This is a genomic window from Haladaptatus marinus, from assembly GCF_051194195.1.
This window is the reverse complement of sequence record NZ_JBLZNK010000009.1, coordinates 133,473-157,899: the sequence shown is the minus strand read 5'-3', so window position 1 is coordinate 157,899 and position 24,427 is coordinate 133,473. Positions and strand designations below refer to the sequence as shown.

Here is a 24,427-nt window from a genome sequence, read left to right as displayed (position 1 = left end):
ATATGAAATACGTTCGGCTCACGCTTCGCCATCCGACCGAACTTCGCAATCCGATGCGGACGTTCATCATGGAACACGACGCGATGGAACGCGCTGAACTGCTGAACTGGAACCTCTCTCATGCAGACCGTGATTACGTCCTCTTTCGAATCGTCGGCGACAGGGAGGCGTACAGGGACGCAGTGGAGGAACAACCCATGATTCTCGCCTACGACCTGACGCCGCTTTCCGACACCTCGTTTTACGCCTACATCGCACACGAGAAACGCGACGTGGACGACGAGTTCAGAACCGCGTTCGCGGGGACGAGCATCCTCGTAATCCCACCGATCATCTACACCAGCGACGGCGCGATGCGGATGGAACTCGTCGGCAAGGGGGAGGACATGAACGCCGTGATGGACGGAATGGATGCCGACATCGATGTCGTCGTCGAACAAATCGGCGAGTACGACTCACCACGGATGCGACTCTGGTCGGAACTCACGGAGCGCCAGCGAGAAGCACTCGAAACTGCCGTCGAGGTGGGGTACTACGACGTGCCGCGTGAATCGGGCGTCGAAGACGTTGCGGAGAAGCTGGGCTGTGCGGCGAGTACGGCTTCGACACACCTCAGAAACGCAGAATCGAGAATCGTTCCGGAGCTCGTTTACAGCACCTGACGCTGGCAGGTGCCACAGAGGTTTTCCTCTTTTACGTCCACTTCGCGGACGGTCGGCGAGAAATTCATCACACAGCGACTGTTGTCGCAGTGTTCGAGACCCATCGTGTGTCCGATTTCGTGGACGACCTCCTTGCGGACACGGTCGGAGAACACTTCGCCTGCGGGTTTCGTCGTGATGCCGCCGTCAGAAGAGAGACCGTCGGCTGCAGGTTGCAGTCGGTACGTCGAGATGACGCTTCCTCTCCCGTCGAGGTAGGCAAGTCCGAACACGTAGTTTCGTCTGCGATAGAAGAGGTCTTGGGGCGTGATGGCGATATTTTTCTCCCCCGTTCCGACGCGACTCGCCAGTTCGATAAAATCCTCCGCGCGGTGTTGGTCGCGATTGGGGTCGTGTGACCCGGCGGGGATTTCCTGTCGCTCGTGAACCATCACGTCACAGTCGTAAATTCGCCGCAATGCCGAAGAGGCCTCCCGTTTGACCCGTCCCGTTACGTCCCCCACGGGGACGATGTCAATCAACATAGCAACCTCTATGATGGGACGCCCCATAAACATCCCGCCGTGAACCCGGATACACGCGACGAAATCGTTGCTCATCTCGCCGATTATCAGTCCGCCGTCGAAATCGGAATCGGCAATCATCCGGACGTGGCGGGCGCGCTCGCCGATGCAGGAACCGTTGTCACCGCCACTGACATTCGACCCCGCAAGGTGCCGACGAACGTTCGGTTCGTGCTGGACGACGTGACGAATCCGGATTCAACTGTGTACGAAAATTGTGATGTCGTGTACTCGCTGAATATTCCACCCGAACTGCATCGACCTGCGCTTTCCGTGGCGAAAGCGTGCGATTCCGTGTTCTGCTTTACCACGTTGGGTGGCGACCAACCTTCGGTTCCGGTACGCCGGGAGACGATTTCGGGAGAGACGCTGTTCTGGGCGCGGGAGTAATCAGCGATTCTCCTCGATCCACTCACAGAACTTCTCGAAGTCGTTTGTGCCTGCTTGTTTTGCGATAGAACGAAGCGTTCCTGTGGTTCTCGTTCCTTTCGAAATAGGCACAGTCACGTTACGAACTTCGTCAGTATTCTCGGTTGTGTGGCGAAGTTTGAGATGGCTTCCTGCTCTTCCGACTGGCGTGATTCCATAGTCAACGAGACCCTTCGCTACGTCTTCACTGGCAAAAGTCGTCCTCATCATTCGTAATTCTGCATGAACTCGGGAAGGTTCCGGTCACTTTCTTCTGCGCTAGGGTCGAGGGTGGTCGGGACACTCGCCGGACTCGTTCTCGGATAAAAATACCTGTCAGGAGTGAATGGTTGTCCTCGGTGTTTCGCTGAACGTCTGTTTCACGTTACGCTTCGTAGCCGAGTTCGTTGATAGCCTGTCGAACTCGGTCGTCGGTTCCCCCCGGATGACGACCTCGCCGGTTTGGGCGTCGGGGTTGACACTGCTGACGCCGCAAAGGGCAGTCACCGCGTCGCGAACCATACTTTCACAGCTCTTACAGCTCATGCCAGTCACGTGGAGAATGTATTCTTCCATCTGCACTCGAATGGAGGGTTACTATTCAGTTAATGCCAGAATATCGTTCAAAATTATTGACTGTATTTTTGATTCGGGACGAGACGAAGAATCGGGATGAAATCGTATTACCTACGCTTCCGGTTTCTGTGCGATTAGCGTCTCCGCCGCGTGCTGATGCGGTTCGCCGCCGGAGTCGTCGTCGAAGACGAACTCGTTTTCCTTTACGATTTCCCAGTCGTCGTAGTAGCTTCGGAGTTCACCCTGTTCGTAGAAATGCTCGTTGTCGCCCCAATCCGGTGCGGTCGGGATTTCCGGGTGGTCAACAAACGTGAACAGGACGTGAATCCCTCCGTCAGTGGTCGAGATTTTGAACTGTTCAAATTGTCCTTCGCGGTTCTCCGGGCGAAGATACTGGAGCGTACCACAGGAGTACACCACGTCCATCGCTGGGAAATCGAGGTCGTTTACATCCGCGTTGCGAGTCTGGATTTCGACGCCGCGCTCCGCCGCGAGTTGCTCGGCTTTTTCGAGTCCGTTCGGAACCGGATCCACCGCGAGAACGCCGTATCCCTCTTCGGCGAGGTACACTGCATCTCGGCCTTCGCCTGCACCGATATCGACTGCGGCAGGGGCCTCTCGCTCCGGTGCGAACTCCAGAACCGTCTCGGCCATGCCGTTTGGCTCCGTCCCCCAGTAGTATTCGTCGTGACCGTAGAGTTCCTGGAGTTCGTCGTATTTCATGAACCAACCATCACACGCGATGACCATAGTCGATTCGATAGACCCATGTCGCCGGGCACGAAGCCAAGCACATGAATGCGGACGCTGTCGTGCTGGACATCGACGGGGTGCTCGTGGACGTCGCGGACTCCTACCGGCGGGCAATCGTCGAATCTATTTCGCGAGTGTACGACGACACCATCCCGAAAGCGGACGTGCAGGCGTTCAAAGACGCGGGCGGGTTCAACAACGATTGGGAACTCACGTACGCCGCGGCGCTGTACGTCCTCGCCTCGCGTGACGGACTCGACCACTCAATCGAGGAGTTCACCGACCGAATCGCCGAGACGGACGGCGGGCTCGACGCCGCGGAGCAGGTCGTCGCCGCCGCCCTGCCCGAGGATGCCCATTCCTGCGTCCACAACGAATGGAATCCGGAAAAACTGCGCGCGGTGTTCCAGCAACTCTACCTCGGGTCGGAACTGTACGCCGACCTCGAAGATGCGGAGCCAACGCTCGACACGCGGGGCTACATCAACGACGAACCCGTGCTGATCGAACCGGAAACGATTGCCGAACTCACCGCGAACTATCCCGTCGGTATCGTCACCGGCAGACCGTCCGCGGAGGCCGACATCGCTCTCGCGCGTGCCGATTTGGACGTGGCCGACGAGCATCGATTTACCATGGACGACTGGGAAGAAGGCAAACCGCATCCACGCGCCCTGATGACGCTCGCGGAGCGATTCGACGCCGGCCGGGTCGTCTTCGTCGGCGACACGCTAGATGACATTCGAACCGCGACGAACGCGAGAGAAACCGATTCAGAGCGTGAGTATTTCGGCGTCGGCGTTCTGACTGGTGGGCTAACAGGGGAAGAAGGAACGCGAAAATATGAGGAATCCGGTGCTGAAGCGGTCATCGATTCGATTACCGATTTGCCCGTACTGCTCGCGGACAACTGATTGATTGCGGAGAGTTGGTTGATTGGTTGCGGAACGCTGATATCTTCAGTGTGAAAGTGTCGAATGTGGTCTCCGTAGAACGCGCAGTCGTCACGCTAAAATACGGGATACTTCTGGCATTCACGCTCGGTGCGATGGTCTCGCCGCCAGACCCGTTTACGCAGTTGATTTTCACTCCCGTTCTGCTCGTCGTCAGCGTTCCGCTCGTGTATCTCATTCTTGAACGTGACCCGGAACGAAACCGGAACATCGCGTTCGTCGTCGTGACGATGCTTCTGGCCATCGGTGGATTGCGAGTTGCGGAACTGCTGACCGGCGAGACGCTCGGAATCTACGTTCGTCTCGCGTGGGTCGCCACCACGCTTCCAGTAGTTGCATGGGCTGTGTACTTTCGTGAATCCGGTCGCGGACTTGAAGAAATCGGAGCCTGAACGGTCAACAGGCAGGACATAACAAAAGGATTAGACGGCCTTCTGAGAACGATGAGTAATCGTACTGCACTGACCGCCCTCCTCCTCGGCACACTCGTCGTTTCAACGTTCGGCACCGCAACCGCCCTTCCGCCACCCGGTTTGCCCGGTGACAACCTTCCGAACACGCCCGCGTCGGAACACGACACCTACGCCGTCCAACAAGGGGACACCTGTGTCGCGGTGAATCCGATTAAGGGAAGCGAGAACGTCGTATCATTCTACGATTACCGAAATCCTTACACCCAACCGAGCGACTGGTCGTACAGTTCGTTCGCACCGGGGTCGGTCACTCGGGAGAATGGAAGCACGATGTTCCTCTACGAGGCCCCGAACGGCGTGGTGAGCCTCGTCGTGCTTCACGACCACTTACGAAAGGAGCGAACCGGGGACAACCTCCCGATGAGCGCGGCGACGTTCGATTTCGACGGCCTCCCCCAATCGGGACAGTGGATTCTGATGGACGACACGTACGACGGACGCGACGACCGCTGGTCACGGAATCGTATCGACTGGACGTGGACCGGTTCGCGGGTCGATGGTGCCGTCTTCCGTGGCCTGTCCGGCGAGTACGAAATGACGGTTTCTCCCTCGTGGAACGAGGAAGCAACTCTCTACGACTCACGGTTCGAAACCGAGCCGGTCACCTCGTGGACGTTTCTCTCGGGTCGCACAGGCTCCCCGAAAGAAACGAAACTCGACATGAGCGACTCCGTGGTCATCCGCCCCGGCGGGTGCGGTTCGACGCCCGAAGCACACCTATCCACGAGCGATTCGCCTACGGCGGGCCAGTCGGTGACCTTCGACGCGAGTAAAACGAGCGACCCGGACGGTGACATCGCGGAATATCGGTGGGATTTCGACGGCGACGGAAGCGTCGATGAAACGACAACCAAGCCCAAGACGACCCATACCTACGAGAAACCCGGAAAGCGAACGCCGACGGTGACCGTGGCAGATAGCGAAAACAGCACCGACAGCGCGACTGCGACGGTACAGGTGGCGAAAGCCACGGCCGAACGTGACGAGGACACCACGTCGCTCGACGAGGGGCCGTCAAACGAGGAGACGGTAGACGGTGAAACGAAAAAACAAGAACCCATCACCGGCGATTCAAACGTCCTCCCGGGTGCTGACCTGCTATTCGACCGTCCGGAACTTGGTGCCGTCGTACTTGCACTTCTCCTTCTCATCGGTGGGGTAGTAGCGCGTCGGTGACGAGGTGCTTTTATTCGTGCCCTCCATATCGCCCGTCAATGACGGAAATCCTCGTCGTGGACAACCACGGCCAGTTCACGCACCTCGAACATCGCGCGCTGCGAGATATGGGCATCGAAACCGACCTCATCGACAACGACACACCGCCGGAGGACATCGACGCCGACGGTCTCGTCCTTTCCGGCGGCCCGTCGATGGACGACATCGGCAACTGTGCGGAGTACCTCGAACTCGACATTCCGGTGCTCGGCATCTGCCTCGGCATGCAGGTGATGGCACACGTCTTGGACGGCGAAATCGGCGGCGGTGAATACGGCGGCTACGCCGACGTAACGGTCGAAATCACGGACGACGACGACCCACTCATCGGTTCGCTCGCACCCGAAACGCGCGTGTGGGCCAGCCACGCCGACGAAGTGAAGCAGGTTCCGTCCGGGTTTGAGCGAACCGGGACGAGCGATGTCTGTGGAATCGAGGCAATGAGCGACACCGACCGCGACCTATACGGCGTCCAGTGGCATCCGGAAGTGGCGCACACCGCCGAAGGTGAGGAAGTGTTCGAAAATTTCCGTGCCATCTGTGAGTAGTATCTTTTAACTCTCCACGGCGTAGCTTTTCTGCCAATGACAGCGACCCAGAGCGACCTGGCGAGTCTGTCCCGCTACATCTTTCGCGCGCCCCGATGGTACGCAAGCGTCACGTTCGCGCTGCTCATCGCGGCTCTCGCGGGTATCGGGGCGTTCGACTCCCAGTACATCCTTCAGGACGCGTGGGAGGGTGTGTTTTTCATCGGGATTCCGACGGTCGCGGCGAGCGTGTTGACGACGCCGGTTGACCGCCGTCTCGGCGGCCAGTTGACCTACAATCGATCGTCACTGCTGGCGCTGACGTGTGAGATTATCGTCGTCGCCGTGATGACCATCGCCGGAATCATCGCCGCGTTCACGTGGATCGGCCAACAGTTCGTCTTCGATATGCTGCTCGTCAGCCTCGCGTCCGTTTTCGCGCTCCGTCTCCTCGTCGTGATGGCCGTCTCACGCACGTCGTTTCTCATCTCGTCTATTTCCGCAAGCATTCAGACCGGAACCGCCGCGCTCCTCTTTTTCATCTACAGCGAGACGATTCGCGTCCTCGAAGTCGGCGGGCCGCTCGTGCAGGACGTGCTCGCTCGCGGGAACAAGGCACCGCCGGAACTCACGGGCGTCATCGCACCGCGGGATTTCATCCTCCTCGCCCTCGTCAGCGGCGTGTACGCGCTCGGCGTGTATGCGTTTCTCGCCGTCATCGACCGTCCGTGGCGGCGCAGTCTCGGCGTCAGTGTGCTCGATTTCGTGCGAGGATTCATCGGCCACATCGCGGAAGGCACCCGTGAACTGGAGGACTTTTTCGAGCAGATGGGCGAAAAGGCAGTCGTTCCCATCACCGTCCTCTCGTTTCGCACCGACGACGGCGAGAAAGCCCGATTCGTCTTGCCGATGATTCATCCCGGCCCGATGGGTGAAATCGGCGGGGGCAACCTTCCCCGACGGGTGGCGAGTCAGGCGGAGGGACTCGCGTTTCCACCACACGCCACCGCCGGACACGACTTCAACCTCGTCACCGAGCGCGAAGTGGACACCATCCTCGAAACGGCGAATGCCGCCTACGAACGAATCGAATACAGCGACACGGCGACCCAGAGCGTCCGGACGCAGGACGGCGACGCGAAAATCATCGGGCAGGGATTCGGCGACGATGCGCTGCTCGCCGCCACCTACTCGCCGGAATATGCCGACGACGTTGAGTACGCTGTCGGTCTCGCCGCCGCAGCGGAAGCCCGGTCGAGCGGACTGGACGATGTGATGCTCGTGGACGCCCACAACTGTAATAACGGGCTCCAAGGCGACGACCTCGGCCACGTCTATCCCGGAAGCGAACGCTCGTTCCAGATGATTCAAGCCGCGAAGGCTGCCGCGACTGAACTCGGCGAGGCGAAGCGAGGAACGCCGAGACTCGGCGTCGCGTGGGACGAAACGGAGTGGACGCCCGCAGAGGGCATCGGCCCGCTTGGCGTACGGGTTTCCGTCTTCGAAGTCGCCGGACAGCGCACTGCCTACATCCTTGTGGACGGAAACAACATGGAACCCGGATTACGGGACAGAATCGTCTCCGCTGTCGAGGTCGACGAAGTCGAGGTAATGACGACCGACACGCACATCGTAAATATGGTCGAATCGTCGAATCAGGTCGGCGGAGCTATCGACCACGACGAACTCATCGCGCTCGTGCATCGACTGGTCGAGGAGGCAACCGCCGACATCGAACCAGTCGATGGCGGGATGGAAAGCAAGTACGCCGAGGTCACCGTCTTCGGCAACGACCGCACCGAAACGCTGGCGAGTCACGCCAACGCGCTCATCGCCATGGGTGGGGCGCTCGCGGGTGCGGTCATCCTCGCCGTTATGTCCATTAGCGTCCTCATCTTTTTCCTCGCCTGAACCTGTCCGCCGATTTCACTATCGCGTTTATCCACGTACCAGTGCTACATTCATCCGGTGGGGAACATGGCAACAGAGACAGTCGAATCACCAGTCGAGGCACTTGGATCCGAACTGAAAGGCGACCTCATTACGCCTGAAGACGAGGACGCCTACGACGAGGCGCGCCGGGTGTGGAACGGAATGATAAACCGCCGACCGGCGATAATCGCACGATGTGAGGGCGTCGCGGACGTGCAAACCGCGATGCAGTACGCCCGAGAACACGACCTACCCATCGCGGTTCGCGGCGGCGGCCACGGTGTCGCAGGGCGAGCGACGGTGGACGGCGGACTGGTTATCGACCTCGAACCGATGGACTGGGTACAGGTGAATCCCGATTCCCGGCGCGTCCGCGCCGGAGCGGGGGCGACGTGGGGCAATGTAGACCGCGAGACACAACTCTTTGGATTAGCCGTTCCCGGTGGGGTCGTCTCCGACACAGGCATCGCGGGATTAACGCTGGGCGGCGGGATGGGACACCTCCGCCGGAAGTACGGCCTCTCGTGTGACAACCTGGTCTCCGCGGACGTGGTGACCGCCGACGGAGAGTTCGTCACGGCGAGCGAGGACGACCACGCAGACTTGTTCTGGGCGCTTCGCGGCGGCGGTGGCAACTTCGGCATCGTCACCGCCTTCGAGTACGACTGCCACCCGGTCGGCCCGGAGGTGGCGATGTGTTTCGTCTGGTACGAGGGCGAACGGGCCGTAGAAGCCCTCGAATTCTTCAGGGAGTACACGGAAGACGCGCCGGACGAGGTGAGCCTGCTCCCGTTCTACGCGTGGGTGCCGGAACTGGAGGAGTTCCCGGAGTCGTCGTGGGGCAACCCCGCAATCGCCTTCCTCGGGTGTTACTCGGCCGACCCGGGAGAGGGAACGGACGCGCTTCGCCCGGTTCGGGAGTTCGCCGAACCAATAGTCGACTTCAGCGGAACGATGCCCTACGTCGAACTCCAGTCGATGTTGGACGAAGATTACCCGGAAGGCCGCTTTTACTACTGGAAATCGCTCTTCCTGGACGACCTGAACGACGAGATTATCGAGAACATCGTCGCCTGTTCGGAGCGCTGTCCGGTGCCCCTCTCGACCGTCGATATCTGGCAGGGCGGCGGCGAAATCGCGCGGATAGACGACGATGAAACCGCCTTCCCGTACCGGGACATTCCCTACGGACTCAACTTCGAGGCGAACTGGGACGACCCCAGAGAAACCGACGCCGCCATCTCGTGGGTGCGAGAGAGCGTCGCCGAGATGCGCGAACATCCGGAAGCACGCGGGCAGTACGTCAACTTCCCCGGCCTCGAAGAAGATCCGTCACGAGTTCCGTTCGGGGAAAACGCCGACCGACTCGCAGAAGTGAAAGCGAAATACGACCCGGACGGCGTGTTTCGTGCACACGGCAATCTGAAAGTAGGGGAATAGAGAAGGAACAATTCGAGAGAATCGCAAAAAGAGGGAACCAGAGATATACTGATTTTTACCACGTGTCGTTTCCGATGGTAGGAAACACCTCGAAAATCGTAGCCTGTTTTCCCGGAAACCGCCCCCGTCTCCCACTCCGAAAACGAAACATCCTGCAACGCCCCGGAAACCATTCTTCCCAGATGTGACGACCCGACCGCACGCAGACCTACTCCCGCTCGACTGCGACCGGTTCGCCCGAACGGAATAAACCCGGCCATCGGTTGCCCCGATGGGTTTCGGGTGGGCGGGTCAGCCCGGAGGAACGCTGTCTCACGACGCGAGAAAAGCGCGCCGATTCCGCCATTGGGGGCGGTCGTCCTCCCAGCAGGCCAGTGACTGATGACTAGTCACAGATAGAATGCAGTGACTAAAATAAATAATGCTTGCCCTTGCATAAGCAAGTGACGAACGTTACGCCGATTCTTCGGCGAACAGTTCGTCAACTGCCGCGCGGGCCGCCAGTGCCGCATCGTTCGCGACTTTTTCTTCGTCCCGATTCGCGTCCGGGGCGTTGACGTACACGTCCACGTCGAGGACACCCTCCTCGAACGTGACGGTCACGTCGAAATCTTTCACTTGTGACTGCTTGATACGTGAGAAAATTACGTCCTCGGCCGCTTCTGCGGCAGTTTGGACGACTACTTCGTCGCTGACCATCGCTTACGCGCCGCCAGCGCCGCCGGGGCCGGTCGGGCCGGACGGACCGCCTGCACCGCCACCGCCGAGCATGTTCTGGAGCTCCGTCTGGAGCGATTCGAACTGCTCTTGGACGCGACTCTCTTGCTTTTCGAGCGTCTCGACGCGGATTTCGAGGCTGTCAACTTGCTCGTCGAGGTTGGACTGCGCCTCGTCGAAATCGGTTTTGACGAACAGTTCGCCGACTTCACGGTACATCGTCGTGTCCTCGTCGATGCCTTCGAGTTCGTCGAGCGCGTTCTGTGCTTCGGTCAGCTGTGTCTCAGCCTGGTTTTTCTGCACTGCGACCTGCTGTGCCGTATCCTGAAGGTCTTGCAGTTGTTCGAGTTTCTCCTGTGCTTCCGGTGGAAGATTGCCCTGCATACAGACAACCTCGTGGTCAGGACTGAAAAAGCCACGCTTTGCGACTCGTGAGCAGGTCGTTCAGCAGGGACGATTGTCACGAGAACGAGGCAGTGAAAACCTTCGACTCCGCTTTTCGAAGGTGCTCCGCGGCAGTACTCGGCGCACATCCCAACACCGCCGCGATGTCCTCGTTGCTCGCTCGCCGTGGCACGTCGTAGTAGCCCAGTTCGACCGCGACGGTTGCGGCTTCTCGCTGGCGGTCGCTCAATTCGGCAATGACGGCGGGGTTGGGCGACCCGTCAGCGACTCGTTCGACGTGAAGTTTGACACCAGCGGGTGCGTCGGCCATCGCGTCTTGCAGGTCATCTGGTGACCCGACGACCGCAAACGTCGCTCGTCCGTCGTCGTGATATTCGACGGGCGAGATTTGCACGACGCTTTCGCGCGAGAACGCGGCGAACAGTCCGCCATCGATGGCGGTCGTTTCGTTGTAGATGTAGCAGTAAAACTCGTCGTCAGAAAGCGGGGTCACGTCGTATTCCAGCACCTGCTCGATGTCGTCGAGTAGTGTCGTGAATCGCTCCGCATCCCCCCGAAGGTGAAACAGAAGTGTGGCGATATCCTCGGAGACGTTTCCGTGGAGGCCGCGTGCTTCCTCGATACAGTCGCCCCCTGTAAGAACGTCGTAAACCGGGTGCACCGTCGTTTCGCCGGGGTCGAGCGAGAGACGAAGATACTTCATGCACGAGTGTCAGTTTCGAGAACGTATAAATCATCCAGAGGACTGCGGCAGAACATCTGTCGAGGAGACGAACAAATCACCAGTCATGAATCACCAGTCATGAACTTATTCGTCGCGGGAGCGACCGGCGTCCTCGGTCGCAGACTGGTCAGCGAACTCACGGAGCGAAACCACCACGTCGTCGGCCTCACGCGTGATGCGCGAGGCGGCGAACCGCGCCGGGGCGATATCCTCGATTACGAATCGCTCGTCGATGCGGCAGAAGGCTGTGAGGTGCTTATCCACGCCGCGACGGCCATTCCAACCGGTACGAAACCGACGGGCGAAGAGTGGGCGCTGAACGACCGAGTGCGCGTGGAGGGCGCGCGAGACCTCGTCTCCGTTGCCGACGAAATCGGTGCAGACCGGCTGTTGCAACAGAGCATCACGTGGCTCGCCCGCAGACCGGACGGGTCGCCGTTCAACGAGGACGCACCGCCGAATCCGAATCGGGTGACGCGGTCTGCGCTCGACGCGGAACGAATCGTCCGGCGCGGAGGGGGGAAATACGGCTTCGAGGTCGGCATCCTTCGCTGTGGGTGGTTTTACGCGCCAGAATCGGCACACATCCGGCAGATGGGCTCCGGACTGCTTGACGGGAGATACCCAATTCTCGGCGGTGGCCTCCTCGGGAGGCGGGACGCAACGCTCTCGATACTGCACGTCGAAGACGCGGCGAGAGCGTTCGCGACGGCGACCGAATCCGACGCGACCGGACTCTGGCACGTCACCGACGACGAACCGGTGACGCTCGCGACCATCCTTCGGACGCTTGCCGACCGACTCGACGCACCCGAACCGCGACGAATTCCGGGATGGCTCGTCCGTCCCATCGTCGGGAAAACGTCGGTTCGCCTTCTGACGAACTCGGCACCCACCTCGAACGCGCGATTCCGCAAGACGTTCGATTGGGAACCAGCGTATCCGACCTACCGGGAAGGACTCGACTCCCTGGTCGAAGCGTGGCGCGACGAAGGAACACTTGCCGTGGTCGGAGGCGAGTACGAATGGCGAGAAAACTGACGGTCGCTGGTGTCGTCCTCGGTGCGTATCTGCTGGTCAATCTGGCCCACGGCGTTCCGCACGCCATCATCCCGGTTCCGTTGACATCGTTTCAGTCGGCGTTCGTCGTGTTCGTGGTGACGCTTGGCCCAATCATCGGATTCGACCTTCTGCGGCGCGGAGCGGAGCGAACCGGAAGCGCGATTTTCGTCGGTTCGATGGTCGCATCGCTCGGATTCGGCATCTACTTTCACTTCCTCGTTCCGAACCCCGACAACGTACACGCAGTACATGGGCCATGGCGATTGCCGTTTTTCGTAACCGCCGCGTTGGTCGCGATAGCTGGCGCGGGCGGTGTCGCGGTGTCGCGGTTGGTACGTGGTTGCTGCGGGGCTCCGACGGAAAGCACACCGAAGTCACTGACCGATAGGCGATGATTCACCACGTTCCGAAACCCGCTCCGCGACCCCCACGAGCGTCTGCCATGTGTTCATCGCCGCACGAAGTGCGACGAGGTCGGCGGCGGAAACGTGAATGACGACGACGTTTCCGTCCCGCTCGACGGTCGTTTGCGAACGCTCGTCGTCGATTTCACCGATTTCTTGCTCGATGCTCCGGAAAATCAGCAGTGCACGCTCTGCGGATTGGTATTCGAAATCGAAACGCACGTCGTGAGACACGGGCGCTATCGGACGTGTACTTCCTTAACGTCCCTGCTCCGCTCTTTCAACAGGACGCGGTGGCCGCAGTACGGACAGCGAACGCCACCGTACTCGTCCAGTTCGACATCCCGCTTACAACGCGAGCATTTGTAGCTCATTCTTCGTCAGCGAGCGCGGCGCGGATGGAACGTTTGACGGTCTCTCCGGCGGGCGTCTGCGGGCGGTAGGTGCCGCCAGCGAACTTGTAGCCACAGCGACCGCAGGCCCAGATACCCGTTCCTTTCCGGTCGACGGTGTCGTTACCGCAGTCCGGGCAGGTGTGGTTCTCGTTCATGTCCGCTTCGATTTCCGAAATACGCTTGCGGGCGACGCGACCGTATCGCGCGCCGAACCGACCGGCACTGCCGGTTCGTGATTTAGAGTCTTCGGCCATAGTACCGGAGATTTACCCGAGAGGACAGATAAAGCCTTTGAGTTCAGACCGGCGGTTTGGCCAACGCATACCCGATGACCAGCACCGCTCCGAGCAGACCGATCACCGTCAGCGGAAACGCCGTAAACTGCCCTGCTACGTATCCACCGCCCGATAGCGTCGGAATCGCCGCGAGAACTGCGTCGTAGCGTGAGGCCATGTAATTACATCTAATTACGGAACCCCAAAAATGCTGGGGCGGGCATTAAGTGGGGAGTGTTGTACTCGATGCGTTCAGGTAATCGCACTTATCGAAAGCCAGTTTCCGCGAGTGCTTCGTTCAAATCGTCACGGATTCGTTCGCCGAGTTCCCTGTCCATTGCCGTGGTAACGACGCGATTTTCCTGCACACTGGAGCCGTCACGGAGCAGCAGTCGAACGTTTCCGTTTTCATCCGCGCGGGTGGCTTTGGCGCGAACGCCGGAATCCGAACTCGCCCCACCTGCGTTGATGGGGCCGGGGATGATTTTCTTGACGTGGGGGTAGCAGGCGATTTCCTGAACCACGCGCATCCCGTCCCGGTTTCCGATGAGCGTCGTGTGCGACCCGCCGAGTTTGTCGGCAGGGTCGGTGTCGACGATTTCCAGCGAGCGGTCGCCCCGGCGCGAAAGCACGTCCTCGACGGGGTTTTGCTTCCCTACCCGATAGAAATCGTAGTGAAGATTCGCGCGAACCGCCCGAATCGCGTCGCGGTCGCCCGCCGCAAACACCTCCTCGGGGCGCTTTCGCTGAATCTCGTCCGCGATTCGACCCGCGAAGTTTCGGAGTTCGACTACTTCCGCATCGCCGTCTTCGGGCGTCGTCCGAACGTCGGTTTTCCCGACGACCGTTTCCTCCAACAGCATCGTCAGTTCGGCGTGATCGCGCTCCAAGGAAAGCACCACGGCGTCGGCGTTGTGCGTCCGGCAGACGAGGCAGTAGTCGCCGGGACGTTCGAGCGAGGACGCACATTGCCGACACTCCATGAGCGTTCCTTGCGAATCGTCGCGTTTAATCTCGGCGTTTCGCGTTCGTTGCGGAAGTTTGGGGGAAGGAACATATACGATTAGAAATGGTTTGGAATATGGAACGTCCCCGCCTTCGAACGATTTCCCTTCTCGTCCTCATCTTCCTCGTGGCGAAACCTGCTATGGCCTCACCTCCCCCACAGGCCGTCTGCGAACCGTGTGGTTCCGGATTCAGCGAAGCCGCGATGTGGTACGGCGAACGGAACGGCCTCGCAAACGAGACGGAAACCGACGTCGAACACAGCACCGCGACGGTTCGCGTCTACGAAAACGAGACCGCAATCTGGACCGTCAGAAATCGATTGACGAGCGAGCAGCTCAGTTTTTCTGGGAAAACGAATACGCGCTCACCGAAATCGCTCGTGATGCGGAAGGATACAGCGAGATAACCTTCCTCTCGGCAGACGTCGTCGGGAACGATACAGTTGTTCTCCGGTATTGTGGTAACGAGCAGGTCACTCGAACCCGCGGTGGTGCCCTCCGATTCGACGGGTTCCGTGAGGAAGGAGTCAGGAGAACTTCCGAATTAGGTGCCGACGAGATGACCGTCGTGAGGCCGTCGGAAACCCACATCACGCGCGCACCGAGCGACGCGACGGTGCGCGGGAACGAGTTGGAACTCACCTCATATGAGGGTGGGAGGGGCAACGGTCCGTTTGTCACCTTCACGAAGTCCGGTGGCGTGGCCGGAGAAGCGTGGAGTTTCGTTTCGGTTTCCGAGTCGCTCGCCGACGATGTGGCTCGAAACCTGCTTGTCAACGTTCTCCTGCCCTCGGTTTCCCTGTTGATGTTCCTCGTCGGATTCATTTGGGTCAGCGGAAAAACCGTGAAGCGGGACGAGCGGACGGCAAAGTGGCTGGCGGCAATCGTCACCGCATTTGGCGTCCTCATGCTTCAATTCGGGGTTGTGCAAATGGCAAACTGGGCAAACCATGCCACCCAAATGGTCATCACTGGCGGTGCCTACACCGTATTAGCACTCCTGACCTTCGCCGACGTTCGTCCGACGCTCCCCCGCGTTGCGGGTGGGGTTCTCCTTGCGTGGGAAACAGGGATAGCGGTAATGTTCGTCAGTGCCATCGCCGTCGATAGTTACGTCGTGCCCCGACTGCTCGCAGTGAACTACTACGATGTCAACAAGTTGATATTTGCCACATTCTCCACCCTCTTTCTGCTCTCGATGGCAGTCGTGGGCTATGCGGTCAGTGACCCGCGATATCGGAGAATCGCCATCGCCCTCCCGCCGACGGTACTGGCGGTTTCGCTCGCGATGGCACGACCGGTCACGTACGTCGGAACGTCGCTCGATTTCGTCTATTCGCTCTTTTTCGTCGTCGTGATTCTGGTCGCCGTAACTCTGTTCGGCATCCCGGCGTTCCTTCTCGGCAGGATGATTCCGGCGAAAAAGTCGTAATCTATTCCGGCCGAAATCTACCCCATGTCAAGCGGGTCGGTTTTCATAAACTCCCGCAGGAAGACAGTGGCGTACGACCCCGAGGGAAGCGAAAAGTCGAACGAAAGTGGGTCGTGTACCACGGTGCAGTCGGTTCGAACCAAAATTGCCCGTCGGGTGCCGGTCGAGTGGAATTCCCCCGGCGAGTTGAAATCGGTGGGTTCGAGGTCGAGGTCGGCAAGGACTTCGCGCTCGATTTCTCCCTGTTCGCCTTCGGCGAGTTCAGTTTCCGTGCCGACGAGCGGCGCGGTGACGAACGCGCGACCGCGCTTACAGTGGCGCTCGATGGTTTTCACGCGCTTTTCGGTCACCTTCTGTTCCCGGTTCATATCCGGCATGAGCAGGCCATCGACTTCCTCTGCGAAACAGACCACGTCGCCAGCGACGGGCGTGTCGAACGGAAGGCCCCGCTCCAGTCGCTCGCTCAGAATTCGGTTGAAGATGTACGACTGGGCCGCATTCACGAGCAGTCGCTGGAGGTTCGTCGGCAGAGATTCCAACGCATCGCGGAAATTCTCCGGCTCGTTTCCGCCGTTTTCGACGAGTCGATGGGCCATCGAACGCTCGAAACCGAGTCGTCTCGGGAGGGCGTCGAGAACGGCATCCCAATCGGGAGCGACCTCCTCGACCCGCTCGCGGGCAGTCTGCGTGTCCTCAGGTTCCGTCTCGAACGGATTACCGACGTAAGCCATCACGGCGTCTTCCCATTCGCCGCGAACGATGTGAAGTCCGACTTCGTGCGTGATGGGACGCAAACTGCCGAACCGCTGCTGGCCGAAGAAGTTCGGCACGCCGACACCGTCCGCGAACCCCGCAAACTCCCGAAGTTCGTCGGCGATTTCGTCGGCGTTCTCGGGTCGTTCGGGGTCGGAGACGACGATTTCGAACTCGTTGCCCGCGAGGTCACCGAACAGGAGTGCTCGCCCTGATCGCCCCAGCGGTTCGATGTCGGCGTTTCGAATCTCCGGCAAGTCGTCGGGAATGACTTTTCGGAGGCTAAACAGTTGTGTCGTGACGGCGTACTTGTCCTTCGTCCCGGCCCACGAGACGCGCTCCCTGCTGATGGCCAGTTTGCTGGATAGTCGTTTGGCGAAATCGTTCGTGTCCCACCCTCGGAGGGTCGCCCGAACGACGAGATGTGGATACGAACCCGGGTCGGTATCGAGCGGTTCGAGGGCGAACTGCTCGATTTCCCGAACGCGAAAATCCTCGTCAGTTTCGCGGAGCTGGCCGCCCACACCCGCCGTGTCGCTGACGTAGTACTCCATACCGACCGCAGTTTCGATGGGATGTGCCTCGCGCATTCGTCCGAAGAATGAACCGGACGGGATTAAAATTCCGCGAGTTCGAGGCCGTTGGTTGCGGCCTCGATTTTCTCGCCGGGTACGATTATTCCTGTCTCAGAATCGTACGCTACGAGACCCAATTCCGCCATTTTCGGCAGGTGGACGTGATACAACAGTATTTCGACATCGTCAGCAGTTTCCGAAGTCACATCCGCATCCGTGGTACCGTCCTCCCACGCGGCAAGACGGTAGGCGAGTTCGTCGATCGGCACCGGTTTCGGTTCGCTGGAGAGATTCGACAGGACGAACCGACGATATGAACTCCCGAGGACATCGAAGAGCAGTTCGGCCGACAGGACGGACTGCTCACTCGGAGGTTGTTCTCGTGTATCTACGTTTGCCTGTCTTTCGCTCATCAGTAGTGTAGTGGAACGACGAGACGAAGAACTGTGTACCTACGTGCCTCGGTAACACGGTTGAGACGGGGAAAATTCCGGTTCAGTCCTGTGTGTCGCCAAAAAACGCCGATGCGAGTTTTCCCTCCGCTTTCCGCAGGTGTTGATGAAGCGTGGCGGGGGCGATTCCCATGGTATCGGCGACATCCTCGGCCGTACTTTCACGCGGCCAATCGTAGTATCCCGCGAGATACGCCGCGCGGAAGGCGGCCTGTTGCCGAGCTGTGAGGTTCGCGGAAAACGACTCCTGAAATCCGCTCTGACTCTTGTCGGCTCGTTCGACCTCCCGCTTTGCGACGAGTTTCACACCCGGATGCGACGAGTGAATCGAGTTCATCAGCGTGCGAATGTCGGTGTCTTGTGCGACTTCCACGACGAGGTGTTCCTCGCCGCTCTCGGCGTGGGCAGTCCGAACTTTCGCACCGATTTCGACGAACTGCTGGACGAGTGATTCGGAGATGGTCAAGACGAGGACGCCCGTATCGTCGTGCGAAGAGATGATTTGAACGTCATCTACCTTCCCAAAGGACTTTGCCACCGCTGCGACCTGCTCCGGTGGCGACCCTTTCGTTCGAAGATAGTAGAGAAACTGCCCATCGGACGCCGGAACCGACCCTTCGAGGACGAACGTACAGTCCGCTCGACGTGAAAGGGGAACCAACAGGGCATCCTCATCCGCCACGTCGAACTCCAGTTCGACTATCGACCCCGTGGTCAGGAGTTTCTTGCTTTCGGCGGCATTGATGGCAAATCCGACGAGTTCGCCGAGGGCTTCGAATCCATCCGCCTCGCGCTCGCTGAACGCGTCGGTACGACTGGCATAGACGACGAGGACGCCATAAATGGTCTGTCCGTACGAAAGTGGCACTGCGATGCCCGAGTGAATTCCGCGATCGATGCCTTCGGAACGGAGTTCGGCGGGGAGCGCAGCCTCCGTCGAGATGTCTCGCGCGATGAAATACTCCCTCGTTCGGAACGCCGTCTCGGCCGGACGCTCCCAGTCGGAGTCGGCTTCCCTGTCCACCAGTTCGTGGTACCCCCCGTCGTTGCCGGCATTCACCCGAGGAACGATTCTCTCTTCGACGATGTCGTAGTCACCAACCCACGCGAATCGATACAGTTCGGACGCTGCGAGATACTCACAGACAGTCCGTTCGATTTCCTCGCGCGTCGCCACCGAAACGAGCGCGTGGATGACCTCGCGAACGATTTCGCTGATGCGATTGAACGTCTTCAGTTCGTCACGTTGTCTGCGAAGTTCGCGCTGACGCTTTTCGCGCTCGGAAAGGTCTCGTCCCAAGCCCACGAATCCACGAACGTTACCGTCCTCGTCGGTAACCCGTCTCGCATTGAATTCGAACGGGATTTTCTCGCCATCCTTCGTCACGAGCGCTGACTGGCGCGTCTCGATGCGACCATCCGTCAGTACGGTATCGATGGCTTCGAGAATCGTGTCAACGTCCTCTTCGGGGACGAAGTCCAGTGGGGTCATCCCGTCGATTTCGTCGTCCCCGTAGCCCGTGATGTCCGTGAGACGCTTGTTCCACCCGACGAGAGATCCGTCGGTATCGTAGGCGTAGAACACGTCCGGAAGCATATCGAGAACTGCGTGAACAGTTAACTCGTCCATTACGGTTATCATGTGTCAGAAGTTAGCAAGAGACATTCCACAGCGTGAAGATGTGCAATCGGGTCGGTAAAACATTTCGGAATTGAGATTTTTATCGGACGTTAATATCAGTACAAAGAAAGGTCACCCGTAACCCGGTCGACGAGGTCGTCGTCGGCCGGACCGACCGCCAACGCCGTCACCGTTCCGGGGTCGAGTTGCGTGTGCCCAGCATCCCGAATAACGGCGTGGGGAAGCCCCTCCGCACGTGCTTTCTCCGCGAGTTGGAAGATTTCCTTCTCGCTACTGGCTTTCACGACGACTTTTTTCTGTCCTTCTCCCTTCCACCGTTTTCGTGCTTTGCGTCCCGTTTCCTCGTACGCGGAAAGGGAAGCGTGTGCGACCTGTGCCGCGAGTTTCCCTCGCCCCATACCGATGTCGGTGCGGGCGACGATGGCCTGTTTCATAATCGAGTGTCGTGGTGATGAGACAAAACGCTGGCTACTCGATTCGAGAAGACTTATGACAAGTCATGTGTATTCCAATACATGATATTCTACATACTATTTCGGCCGGATGATTTCTTTCGGGAGCGCCCGCCACGCCCAAGCCTTGCGGGTGCGTTCACTATCGTCCTCGTCCTCGTCCTCTCCCTCCTCACGACGGTCGCGATGGGCGTTGTCGGTTGGCAGATAAGCCAAGGAACGATGGGGACGGATGTCGAGAACCCCAATCGACCACCCGATTAGGTGTGTGAGGAGCACGCCGATTCGTCCATGGGATTTCCGGGTGTGACCGGTCGAAGACGGTTCCACTCGGAGAGGTGATATGGGATTCTGTCGGGGAGATGCTTCCGCTCATCTTTATCGGCCCGTTCGTTGTCTGGATAGTGTCAGCTATCGCCTTTCACGTCCTCTCCACGTTCGGAGATGGCGACGGTTCGTTTGGAAACACGCTCTCCGTCACGGGGTGGGGAATGCTTCCCTCGCTCTTACAACTGTTCGGGGGATTCGGCTTGCTCTATGTCACGCTCAGAGACGTTCAGTTTGCAAGCAATCCGGAAGCAGTCATGGGGCAAATGCAGTCACTCATGGCCAGGATATAGGGAGGAAGTCTCATTCTTTCGGTAATCGTCTCACACTGGCAGTGGTATATCTGGACGTACGGCTTGAAACACGCCCGAAACCTCTCGATCGAGGCCGCAGGAACGTCCGCCGGAACCGTCTCATTTGTCGGATTTCTGTTCAGTGCTATCTGACGACCGAACCTTCTTTACTCACTCCCACCCGTTCTACCGACATGATACTCTCCGATGCCGATATTCGCCGTCGTCTCGAATCGGGTTCGCTGGTCGTCGAACCGATAGATGAGCCGGAACTCCAGATACAACCGGCGAGCATCGACCTTCGACTCGGAAAAGAATTCCTCGAATTCCAGCGCACAAACATTCCCTGTATCCACCCCGATAGCGAGGGCGAAGTCGATAGCTACGTCGATGAAACCATCGTGGAGGATGGCGACGAGTTCATCCTCCACCCCGGTGACTTCGTGCTGGGCACGACGAAAGAGCGCGTCGAGATTCCGCCGGATTTGCTCGCCCACGTCGAAGGCAGGTCGTCGCTCGGGCGATTGGCAGTCGTCGTCCACGCGACTGCTGGCGTTGTTGACCCCGGCTATCGCGGCCAGATTACGCTCGAACTGTCGAACCTCGGCACGGCCCCCGTCGCGCTGAAGCCCGACACGCGAATCTCACAGCTCATCTTCACCGAACTCAAGAACGCGTCGGAACGACCTTACGGGTCGGAACGTGGGTCGAAATATCAAGACCAAAACGGTCCACAGGCGTCCCGAATCGGAAATGACCACGAGTTCGGCGGGGAGCAGGATTTCAGTGGAACGCGAGAATCGAGCGGCGAGTTCGGAGATGATGGAACGTGAAATTCGCCGAGGAAATCGTCGTCGAGGAGTTTCTCCCGACGTTTCGCTCGATGCTCGCCGAGGATTTACGGGAGCGAGGACTGACCCAAAGCGAGGTGGCCGACACGCTCGGCATCAGTCAGAGTGCGGTCTCGAAATACGCCCACGGCGATGTGGCGCAAAACGACAGAATACGGGAGGACGAACGCGTCGTCCGCCTCGTAGACGAAATCGGCGAGGGATTGGCAACGGGGAGTATGAGTCAGGTGCAGGCGCTCGTGGAAGTCGAAGTGCTCATCCGCCGGCTCGAAGACCACGACCTCATCGCCCAGCTCCACGAGGAATCGATGCCGGAGTTGGAGGGTCACGGCGGAGATTTCAACATTCACGACCCGGAGGACGAACTGCGAGCGACGGAGCGCGTTCTCACCTCGATGCGCCGAGCGATTCGCGTCGTGGAACAGACGAGCGGCTTTTCGTCGCTCATTCCCGCCGTCGGTTCGAACCTCTGTGAATGTCTCCCCGATGCGGACGGTATCGATGACGTGGCGGGGATTCCGGGTCGCATCTTCGACGTGAAAGGTCGTGCGACGATTCCGGCGAACCCCGAGTTCGGCGTCAGCGAACACGTCGCATCCATCCTGCTCTCGGCACGGGAAAACGGCGCCACTGCTCGTGCCGCACTCAATGTGCGGTACGACCCCGATATCGTTCGCCGTCTCGAAGAATCGGGATACGAAACCGCGGAGTTCGACGCGACGTACGACAACCTCGGCGAAACACTGGGAGCAGCACTCGACGCGAATCCCGAGGCGACGGTGCTCTATCACACCGGGAGTTATGGCATCGAACCCATCACGTACATCCTCGGTCAGACTGCCGAAAAAACGGCCGAAATTGCGCGGAAAATCGTCTGAATCGCCTACACCGGCACTCGCTGACCACGTTTCACTTCCCGGACGATATCGTCCGGAAGCATGTCGTCGCGTTCGTTACGAAGGTCATCGATTGCTTCCGCGAGCGCCACGAGCGCCGTTGCGGCCTGCTTTCGGGTATCGGCCCGACCTACCGGTCGAACCGTCGTGTATCGGTTGCTGATGCTGTCCTCCATTTCGAGTTCCCACTCGTCCGCACTCGTCGCACGAACCGCCTTCACTGCGATGTTTCCGTTTTGGTGTCGGAGTTCGATTTCATCGCCGCGGATGGGCGACTGTTCCCATACGGCGGGAATGTCACTTGCCTTCGGCAGTGGTTCCATACTGTATTGTTTCTGTATCGTTCTCATTTCGTTTAGTTCTTGCCTACTATTGCAGGCCATTTATTTGTTACGCCAAACTGGCACACACAAAGTATATACCAGTAAGGTCTCACTGTTCAGTTACCTCGGGTAGGGGTACACGAGGTTATTTTTTCGGGACAGACCGCTTAGCCGCGAGTCTGGAGTACGACTCTGTCGTCTTCTATTTTCTCGATAGGATTTTCGGAAAGAGGGTATGTATTTTCGTCGCTTCCACCCGAATCGAGTTCCGTCTTCATCTTCTCGACGACGCCCAGGTCGGTCTCGAGATGAATCGTTCCGTGGCGAACATCCGCTATGACACTGACCTCCGCCCCATCCGCCTCGATAACGCGCTTTCCTTCGTCGTTCGTGAACAAAATTGTCACCTGATGATAAAATTATATGGAGAGGTTTTGAGGGCTGTGGCCGGACAGAGCGAATCCAGTAAAAAAACCCGCCGTCTCGGCCGCCACCTCAATCACTAAACTCTTCGTGCTCGTTACTACCCGCATATGACGATTCACGTCGCGATACTCGGTGCGTACGGAAGCGCGGGCGTCGCGGTCGCCGGTGAACTCGCGGACGACCCAAACGTCCAGTTGACGCTCGTGGACGACGGTGAACCCGGCGGTGGACTGTGCATCCTCCGAGGATGCATGCCCTCGAAAGAGGTACTATCGGCGTCCGCCCACAGATTCCACGCACGACACGACCCCCGTCTCTCGGGGACGCCGGAGGTCGATTTGGAGTCGGTTGTGAACCTGAAAGACGAGCATATCTACAACTTCGCAGAACACCGCCGAGGTGCGGTTCACGACCTTGCAGAACGCGAAAACGTCGATTTCTACCACGATACCGCCCGATTCGTGGATGATCATACGATTCACGCCGGAAATCGTGAAATCGAGGCGGACTACGTCGTCGTCGCCACCGGGTCGGTCGTGAACGTCCCCGACCTCTCCGGCATCGAGGACGTGGATTTCATGACCAGTGCGGACGTGCTCGATACGACACAGTTCCCGGATTCGGGCATCGTCATGGGCTTTGGCTACGTCGGTCTCGAACTCGCTCCCTACCTCAGCGAGGCGGCGGGAATGGACATCACCGTCATCGAGCACGACGCACGACCGATGGACGAGGCCGACCCGGAGTTCGACGACGAACTGCTCGACATCTACCGTGAGGATTTCGACATCGAGATTCTGACCGAAACCCACGAACAGCGGGTCGAATCCACCGAGGACGGGGTTCGACTTCACGTCGAACGGGATGGCGACGAGCGCGCTATCGAAGCGGATCAACTCTTCTTGTTCACGGGACGGCGGCCCAACCTCGACCGACTCGGGTTGGAGAACACGAGCCTCAAACCCGATTCGGGGTGGGTCGCGGACACCATGCAGTCCCGCGACGACCCCCACACCTTCGTCGTCGGGGACGTAAACGGCAGGGAACCCATCCTCCACGTCGCCAAGGAACAGGGATTCAAAGCCGCCGAGAACATCCTCGCACACGCTCGCGGGGCCGACCTCGAACCGTACGAAAACGTCCACCATCACGTCATCTTCTCGGCGACTGGTGTGTATCCGTTTGCCCGTGTCGGCCTCTCGGAGGACGCGGCGAAAGATGAGGGCCGGAACTACATCGCAGTTTCTCGGGGGGCGAGCGACGACGGGGTGTTCAAGACGAAGCAGGCCGCAGAGGGGTTGGCAAAACTCGTGGTCGATGCCGAGGACGGCACGGTTCTCGGCTATCAGGGCCTCCACTATCACGCCGACGTGATGGCGAAGACGATGCAAGTCGTCATAGAGCGAGGAATGGACGTGCGCGACGTTCCGGATCGGGCGTATCACCCGACGACGCCCGAGATTTTGGACGGGCTGTTCCGCGATGCGAGTGCAGAAATCGAGAAACAGTAAGTC

Annotated in this window: 35 protein-coding genes; 17 read left to right on the top strand and 18 right to left on the bottom strand. The window is 59.2% G+C overall.

Going from position 1 to position 24,427, the window contains the following annotated elements:
- Nucleotides 1-2 precede the first annotated feature (2 nt).
- On the top strand, nucleotides 3-662 hold the full coding sequence (locus tag ACN2TU_RS25825; RefSeq protein ID WP_435159600.1) for a helix-turn-helix domain-containing protein: 660 nt from the start codon (nucleotides 3-5) through the stop codon (nucleotides 660-662).
- On the opposite strand, the gene ACN2TU_RS25820 is transcribed toward ACN2TU_RS25825, so the two are convergent.
- Entirely contained in the window at nucleotides 650-1,186 is a 537-nt protein-coding gene (locus tag ACN2TU_RS25820) for an archaemetzincin family Zn-dependent metalloprotease (protein WP_435159599.1), read from the bottom strand. The two genes, ACN2TU_RS25825 and ACN2TU_RS25820, sit on opposite strands and share 13 nt — an antisense overlap.
- Before the next feature lie 39 nt (nucleotides 1,187-1,225).
- Here ACN2TU_RS25820 and ACN2TU_RS25815 point away from each other — a divergent pair, with 39 nt between their 5' ends.
- The gene (locus tag ACN2TU_RS25815; RefSeq protein WP_435159598.1) at nucleotides 1,226-1,615 is read left to right on the top strand and encodes a UPF0146 family protein; all 390 of its coding nucleotides are present in this window, start codon (nucleotides 1,226-1,228) and stop codon (nucleotides 1,613-1,615) included.
- Here ACN2TU_RS25815 and ACN2TU_RS25810 read toward each other — a convergent pair whose 3' ends face one another.
- The 3 genes from ACN2TU_RS25810 to ACN2TU_RS25800 form a co-directional block, all read right to left on the bottom strand.
- A complete protein-coding gene (locus tag ACN2TU_RS25810) occupies nucleotides 1,616-1,864 on the bottom strand; it encodes a type II toxin-antitoxin system HicA family toxin (RefSeq protein WP_435159596.1) in 249 nt (82 codons plus the stop codon).
- 105 nt (nucleotides 1,865-1,969) lie between these two features.
- Nucleotides 1,970-2,209: a heavy-metal-associated domain-containing protein gene (locus ACN2TU_RS25805; RefSeq protein ID WP_435159595.1), complete on the bottom strand. Its 240-nt coding sequence runs from the start codon at nucleotides 2,207-2,209 to the stop codon at nucleotides 1,970-1,972.
- Between the two features lie 111 nt (nucleotides 2,210-2,320).
- The gene (locus ACN2TU_RS25800; RefSeq protein ID WP_435159594.1) at nucleotides 2,321-2,932 is read right to left on the bottom strand and encodes a methyltransferase domain-containing protein; all 612 of its coding nucleotides are present in this window, start codon (nucleotides 2,930-2,932) and stop codon (nucleotides 2,321-2,323) included.
- Between the two features lie 71 nt (nucleotides 2,933-3,003).
- On the opposite strand from ACN2TU_RS25800, the gene ACN2TU_RS25795 reads away from it, so the two are divergent.
- From ACN2TU_RS25795 to ACN2TU_RS25770, 6 genes are all read left to right on the top strand, one after another.
- Nucleotides 3,004-3,876, top strand: coding sequence for a TIGR01548 family HAD-type hydrolase (locus tag ACN2TU_RS25795; protein ID WP_435159592.1), 873 nt, complete (start codon nucleotides 3,004-3,006; stop codon nucleotides 3,874-3,876).
- Nucleotides 3,877-3,941: 65 nt separating this feature from the next.
- Nucleotides 3,942-4,307 carry a DUF7534 family protein gene (locus tag ACN2TU_RS25790; RefSeq protein ID WP_435159591.1) on the top strand — a complete coding sequence of 122 codons (366 nt, stop codon included), beginning with the start codon at nucleotides 3,942-3,944 and terminating at the stop codon, nucleotides 4,305-4,307.
- Between the two features lie 51 nt (nucleotides 4,308-4,358).
- On the top strand, nucleotides 4,359-5,564 hold the full coding sequence (locus ACN2TU_RS25785) for a PKD domain-containing protein (protein WP_435159590.1): 1,206 nt from the start codon (nucleotides 4,359-4,361) through the stop codon (nucleotides 5,562-5,564).
- A 38-nt stretch (nucleotides 5,565-5,602) separates the two neighbouring features.
- Nucleotides 5,603-6,151 (top strand): GMP synthase subunit A, encoded by a 549-nt coding sequence (locus ACN2TU_RS25780; RefSeq protein WP_435159589.1) that lies wholly within the window; start codon nucleotides 5,603-5,605, stop codon nucleotides 6,149-6,151.
- Between the two features lie 36 nt (nucleotides 6,152-6,187).
- Nucleotides 6,188-8,041, top strand: a complete 1,854-nt coding sequence (locus tag ACN2TU_RS25775; RefSeq protein ID WP_435159587.1) for a DUF2070 family protein — start codon at nucleotides 6,188-6,190, stop codon at nucleotides 8,039-8,041.
- A gap of 66 nt (nucleotides 8,042-8,107) precedes the next feature.
- Nucleotides 8,108-9,502 carry an FAD-binding oxidoreductase gene (locus ACN2TU_RS25770; protein ID WP_435159586.1) on the top strand — a complete coding sequence of 465 codons (1,395 nt, stop codon included), beginning with the start codon at nucleotides 8,108-8,110 and terminating at the stop codon, nucleotides 9,500-9,502.
- 453 nt (nucleotides 9,503-9,955) lie between these two features.
- Here the strand turns inward: ACN2TU_RS25770 and ACN2TU_RS25765 are convergent, their stop codons facing one another.
- The 3 genes from ACN2TU_RS25765 to ACN2TU_RS25755 form a co-directional block, all read right to left on the bottom strand.
- Nucleotides 9,956-10,201, bottom strand: coding sequence for a DUF3194 domain-containing protein (locus ACN2TU_RS25765; RefSeq protein WP_435159584.1), 246 nt, complete (start codon nucleotides 10,199-10,201; stop codon nucleotides 9,956-9,958).
- Between the two features lie 3 nt (nucleotides 10,202-10,204).
- Entirely contained in the window at nucleotides 10,205-10,603 is a 399-nt protein-coding gene (locus tag ACN2TU_RS25760; RefSeq protein WP_435159582.1) for a prefoldin subunit beta, read from the bottom strand.
- A 76-nt stretch (nucleotides 10,604-10,679) separates the two neighbouring features.
- Entirely contained in the window at nucleotides 10,680-11,327 is a 648-nt protein-coding gene (locus tag ACN2TU_RS25755) for a helix-turn-helix domain-containing protein (RefSeq protein ID WP_435159580.1), read from the bottom strand.
- Nucleotides 11,328-11,426: 99 nt separating this feature from the next.
- On the opposite strand from ACN2TU_RS25755, the gene ACN2TU_RS25750 reads away from it, so the two are divergent.
- Both ACN2TU_RS25750 and ACN2TU_RS25745 read left to right on the top strand, forming a co-directional pair.
- Entirely contained in the window at nucleotides 11,427-12,389 is a 963-nt protein-coding gene (locus ACN2TU_RS25750) for an NAD-dependent epimerase/dehydratase family protein (RefSeq protein ID WP_435159578.1), read from the top strand.
- Nucleotides 12,374-12,805 carry a hypothetical protein gene (locus ACN2TU_RS25745; protein WP_435159576.1) on the top strand — a complete coding sequence of 144 codons (432 nt, stop codon included), beginning with the start codon at nucleotides 12,374-12,376 and terminating at the stop codon, nucleotides 12,803-12,805. The genes ACN2TU_RS25750 and ACN2TU_RS25745 overlap by 16 nt, the downstream gene beginning before the upstream one ends.
- Here the strand turns inward: ACN2TU_RS25745 and ACN2TU_RS25740 are convergent.
- The 5 genes from ACN2TU_RS25740 to ACN2TU_RS25720 all read right to left on the bottom strand — a co-directional run bounded on the left by ACN2TU_RS25740 (nucleotide 12,785) and on the right by ACN2TU_RS25720 (nucleotide 14,467).
- On the bottom strand, nucleotides 12,785-13,048 hold the full coding sequence (locus tag ACN2TU_RS25740) for a KEOPS complex subunit Pcc1 (RefSeq protein ID WP_435159574.1): 264 nt from the start codon (nucleotides 13,046-13,048) through the stop codon (nucleotides 12,785-12,787). The genes ACN2TU_RS25745 and ACN2TU_RS25740 overlap by 21 nt on opposite strands.
- Before the next feature lie 5 nt (nucleotides 13,049-13,053).
- Nucleotides 13,054-13,188 carry a DNA-directed RNA polymerase subunit P gene (locus ACN2TU_RS25735; protein WP_066144577.1) on the bottom strand — a complete coding sequence of 45 codons (135 nt, stop codon included), beginning with the start codon at nucleotides 13,186-13,188 and terminating at the stop codon, nucleotides 13,054-13,056.
- Nucleotides 13,185-13,463, bottom strand: coding sequence for a 50S ribosomal protein L37ae (locus tag ACN2TU_RS25730; protein ID WP_435159573.1), 279 nt, complete (start codon nucleotides 13,461-13,463; stop codon nucleotides 13,185-13,187). The genes ACN2TU_RS25735 and ACN2TU_RS25730 overlap by 4 nt, the downstream gene beginning before the upstream one ends.
- A 43-nt stretch (nucleotides 13,464-13,506) precedes the next feature.
- Nucleotides 13,507-13,662 carry a DUF8015 family protein gene (locus ACN2TU_RS25725; RefSeq protein ID WP_435159571.1) on the bottom strand — a complete coding sequence of 52 codons (156 nt, stop codon included), beginning with the start codon at nucleotides 13,660-13,662 and terminating at the stop codon, nucleotides 13,507-13,509.
- A gap of 88 nt (nucleotides 13,663-13,750) precedes the next feature.
- Nucleotides 13,751-14,467 (bottom strand): DUF2103 domain-containing protein, encoded by a 717-nt coding sequence (locus tag ACN2TU_RS25720; RefSeq protein WP_435159569.1) that lies wholly within the window; start codon nucleotides 14,465-14,467, stop codon nucleotides 13,751-13,753.
- A gap of 98 nt (nucleotides 14,468-14,565) precedes the next feature.
- On the opposite strand from ACN2TU_RS25720, the gene ACN2TU_RS25715 reads away from it, so the two are divergent.
- A complete protein-coding gene (locus ACN2TU_RS25715; RefSeq protein ID WP_435159566.1) occupies nucleotides 14,566-14,898 on the top strand; it encodes a hypothetical protein in 333 nt (110 codons plus the stop codon).
- 152 nt (nucleotides 14,899-15,050) lie between these two features.
- Nucleotides 15,051-15,923, top strand: coding sequence for a hypothetical protein (locus ACN2TU_RS25710; protein WP_435159564.1), 873 nt, complete (start codon nucleotides 15,051-15,053; stop codon nucleotides 15,921-15,923).
- Nucleotides 15,924-15,940: 17 nt separating this feature from the next.
- Here the strand turns inward: ACN2TU_RS25710 and truD are convergent, their stop codons facing one another.
- The 4 genes from truD to pth2 all read right to left on the bottom strand — a co-directional run bounded on the left by truD (nucleotide 15,941) and on the right by pth2 (nucleotide 19,779).
- On the bottom strand, nucleotides 15,941-17,266 hold the full coding sequence (truD, locus tag ACN2TU_RS25705; protein ID WP_435159563.1) for a tRNA pseudouridine(13) synthase TruD: 1,326 nt from the start codon (nucleotides 17,264-17,266) through the stop codon (nucleotides 15,941-15,943).
- A gap of 26 nt (nucleotides 17,267-17,292) precedes the next feature.
- Entirely contained in the window at nucleotides 17,293-17,664 is a 372-nt protein-coding gene (locus tag ACN2TU_RS25700) for a DUF7344 domain-containing protein (RefSeq protein ID WP_435159562.1), read from the bottom strand.
- An 82-nt stretch (nucleotides 17,665-17,746) separates the two neighbouring features.
- On the bottom strand, nucleotides 17,747-19,333 hold the full coding sequence (locus ACN2TU_RS25695) for a bacterio-opsin activator domain-containing protein (RefSeq protein WP_435159560.1): 1,587 nt from the start codon (nucleotides 19,331-19,333) through the stop codon (nucleotides 17,747-17,749).
- A gap of 107 nt (nucleotides 19,334-19,440) precedes the next feature.
- Nucleotides 19,441-19,779: a peptidyl-tRNA hydrolase Pth2 gene (gene pth2, locus ACN2TU_RS25690; protein WP_435159559.1), complete on the bottom strand. Its 339-nt coding sequence runs from the start codon at nucleotides 19,777-19,779 to the stop codon at nucleotides 19,441-19,443.
- Between the two features lie 81 nt (nucleotides 19,780-19,860).
- Between pth2 and ACN2TU_RS25685 the strand changes: the two genes are divergently transcribed.
- From ACN2TU_RS25685 to ACN2TU_RS25670, 4 genes are all read left to right on the top strand, one after another.
- Nucleotides 19,861-20,061 (top strand): hypothetical protein, encoded by a 201-nt coding sequence (locus tag ACN2TU_RS25685; RefSeq protein WP_435159558.1) that lies wholly within the window; start codon nucleotides 19,861-19,863, stop codon nucleotides 20,059-20,061.
- Nucleotides 20,062-20,135: 74 nt separating this feature from the next.
- Nucleotides 20,136-20,417: a YIP1 family protein gene (locus ACN2TU_RS25680; protein WP_435159555.1), complete on the top strand. Its 282-nt coding sequence runs from the start codon at nucleotides 20,136-20,138 to the stop codon at nucleotides 20,415-20,417.
- A gap of 194 nt (nucleotides 20,418-20,611) precedes the next feature.
- On the top strand, nucleotides 20,612-21,250 hold the full coding sequence (dcd, locus tag ACN2TU_RS25675) for a dCTP deaminase (protein WP_435159553.1): 639 nt from the start codon (nucleotides 20,612-20,614) through the stop codon (nucleotides 21,248-21,250).
- Complete coding sequence (locus ACN2TU_RS25670) at nucleotides 21,247-22,146, top strand: thiamine-phosphate synthase family protein (protein ID WP_435159551.1); 900 nt, start codon at nucleotides 21,247-21,249, stop codon at nucleotides 22,144-22,146. Before dcd ends, ACN2TU_RS25670 begins: the two co-directional genes overlap by 4 nt.
- A gap of 5 nt (nucleotides 22,147-22,151) precedes the next feature.
- Here ACN2TU_RS25670 and ACN2TU_RS25665 read toward each other — a convergent pair whose 3' ends face one another.
- Together ACN2TU_RS25665 and ACN2TU_RS25660 are read right to left on the bottom strand one after the other, a co-directional pair.
- Nucleotides 22,152-22,487, bottom strand: coding sequence for a hypothetical protein (locus tag ACN2TU_RS25665; protein WP_435159550.1), 336 nt, complete (start codon nucleotides 22,485-22,487; stop codon nucleotides 22,152-22,154).
- A gap of 167 nt (nucleotides 22,488-22,654) precedes the next feature.
- Nucleotides 22,655-22,894: a PRC-barrel domain containing protein gene (locus ACN2TU_RS25660; protein WP_435159548.1), complete on the bottom strand. Its 240-nt coding sequence runs from the start codon at nucleotides 22,892-22,894 to the stop codon at nucleotides 22,655-22,657.
- A 126-nt stretch (nucleotides 22,895-23,020) separates the two neighbouring features.
- On the opposite strand from ACN2TU_RS25660, the gene ACN2TU_RS25655 reads away from it, so the two are divergent.
- Nucleotides 23,021-24,424, top strand: coding sequence for a dihydrolipoyl dehydrogenase family protein (locus ACN2TU_RS25655; RefSeq protein ID WP_435159546.1), 1,404 nt, complete (start codon nucleotides 23,021-23,023; stop codon nucleotides 24,422-24,424).
- The last annotated feature ends 3 nt before the right edge of the window (nucleotides 24,425-24,427 follow it).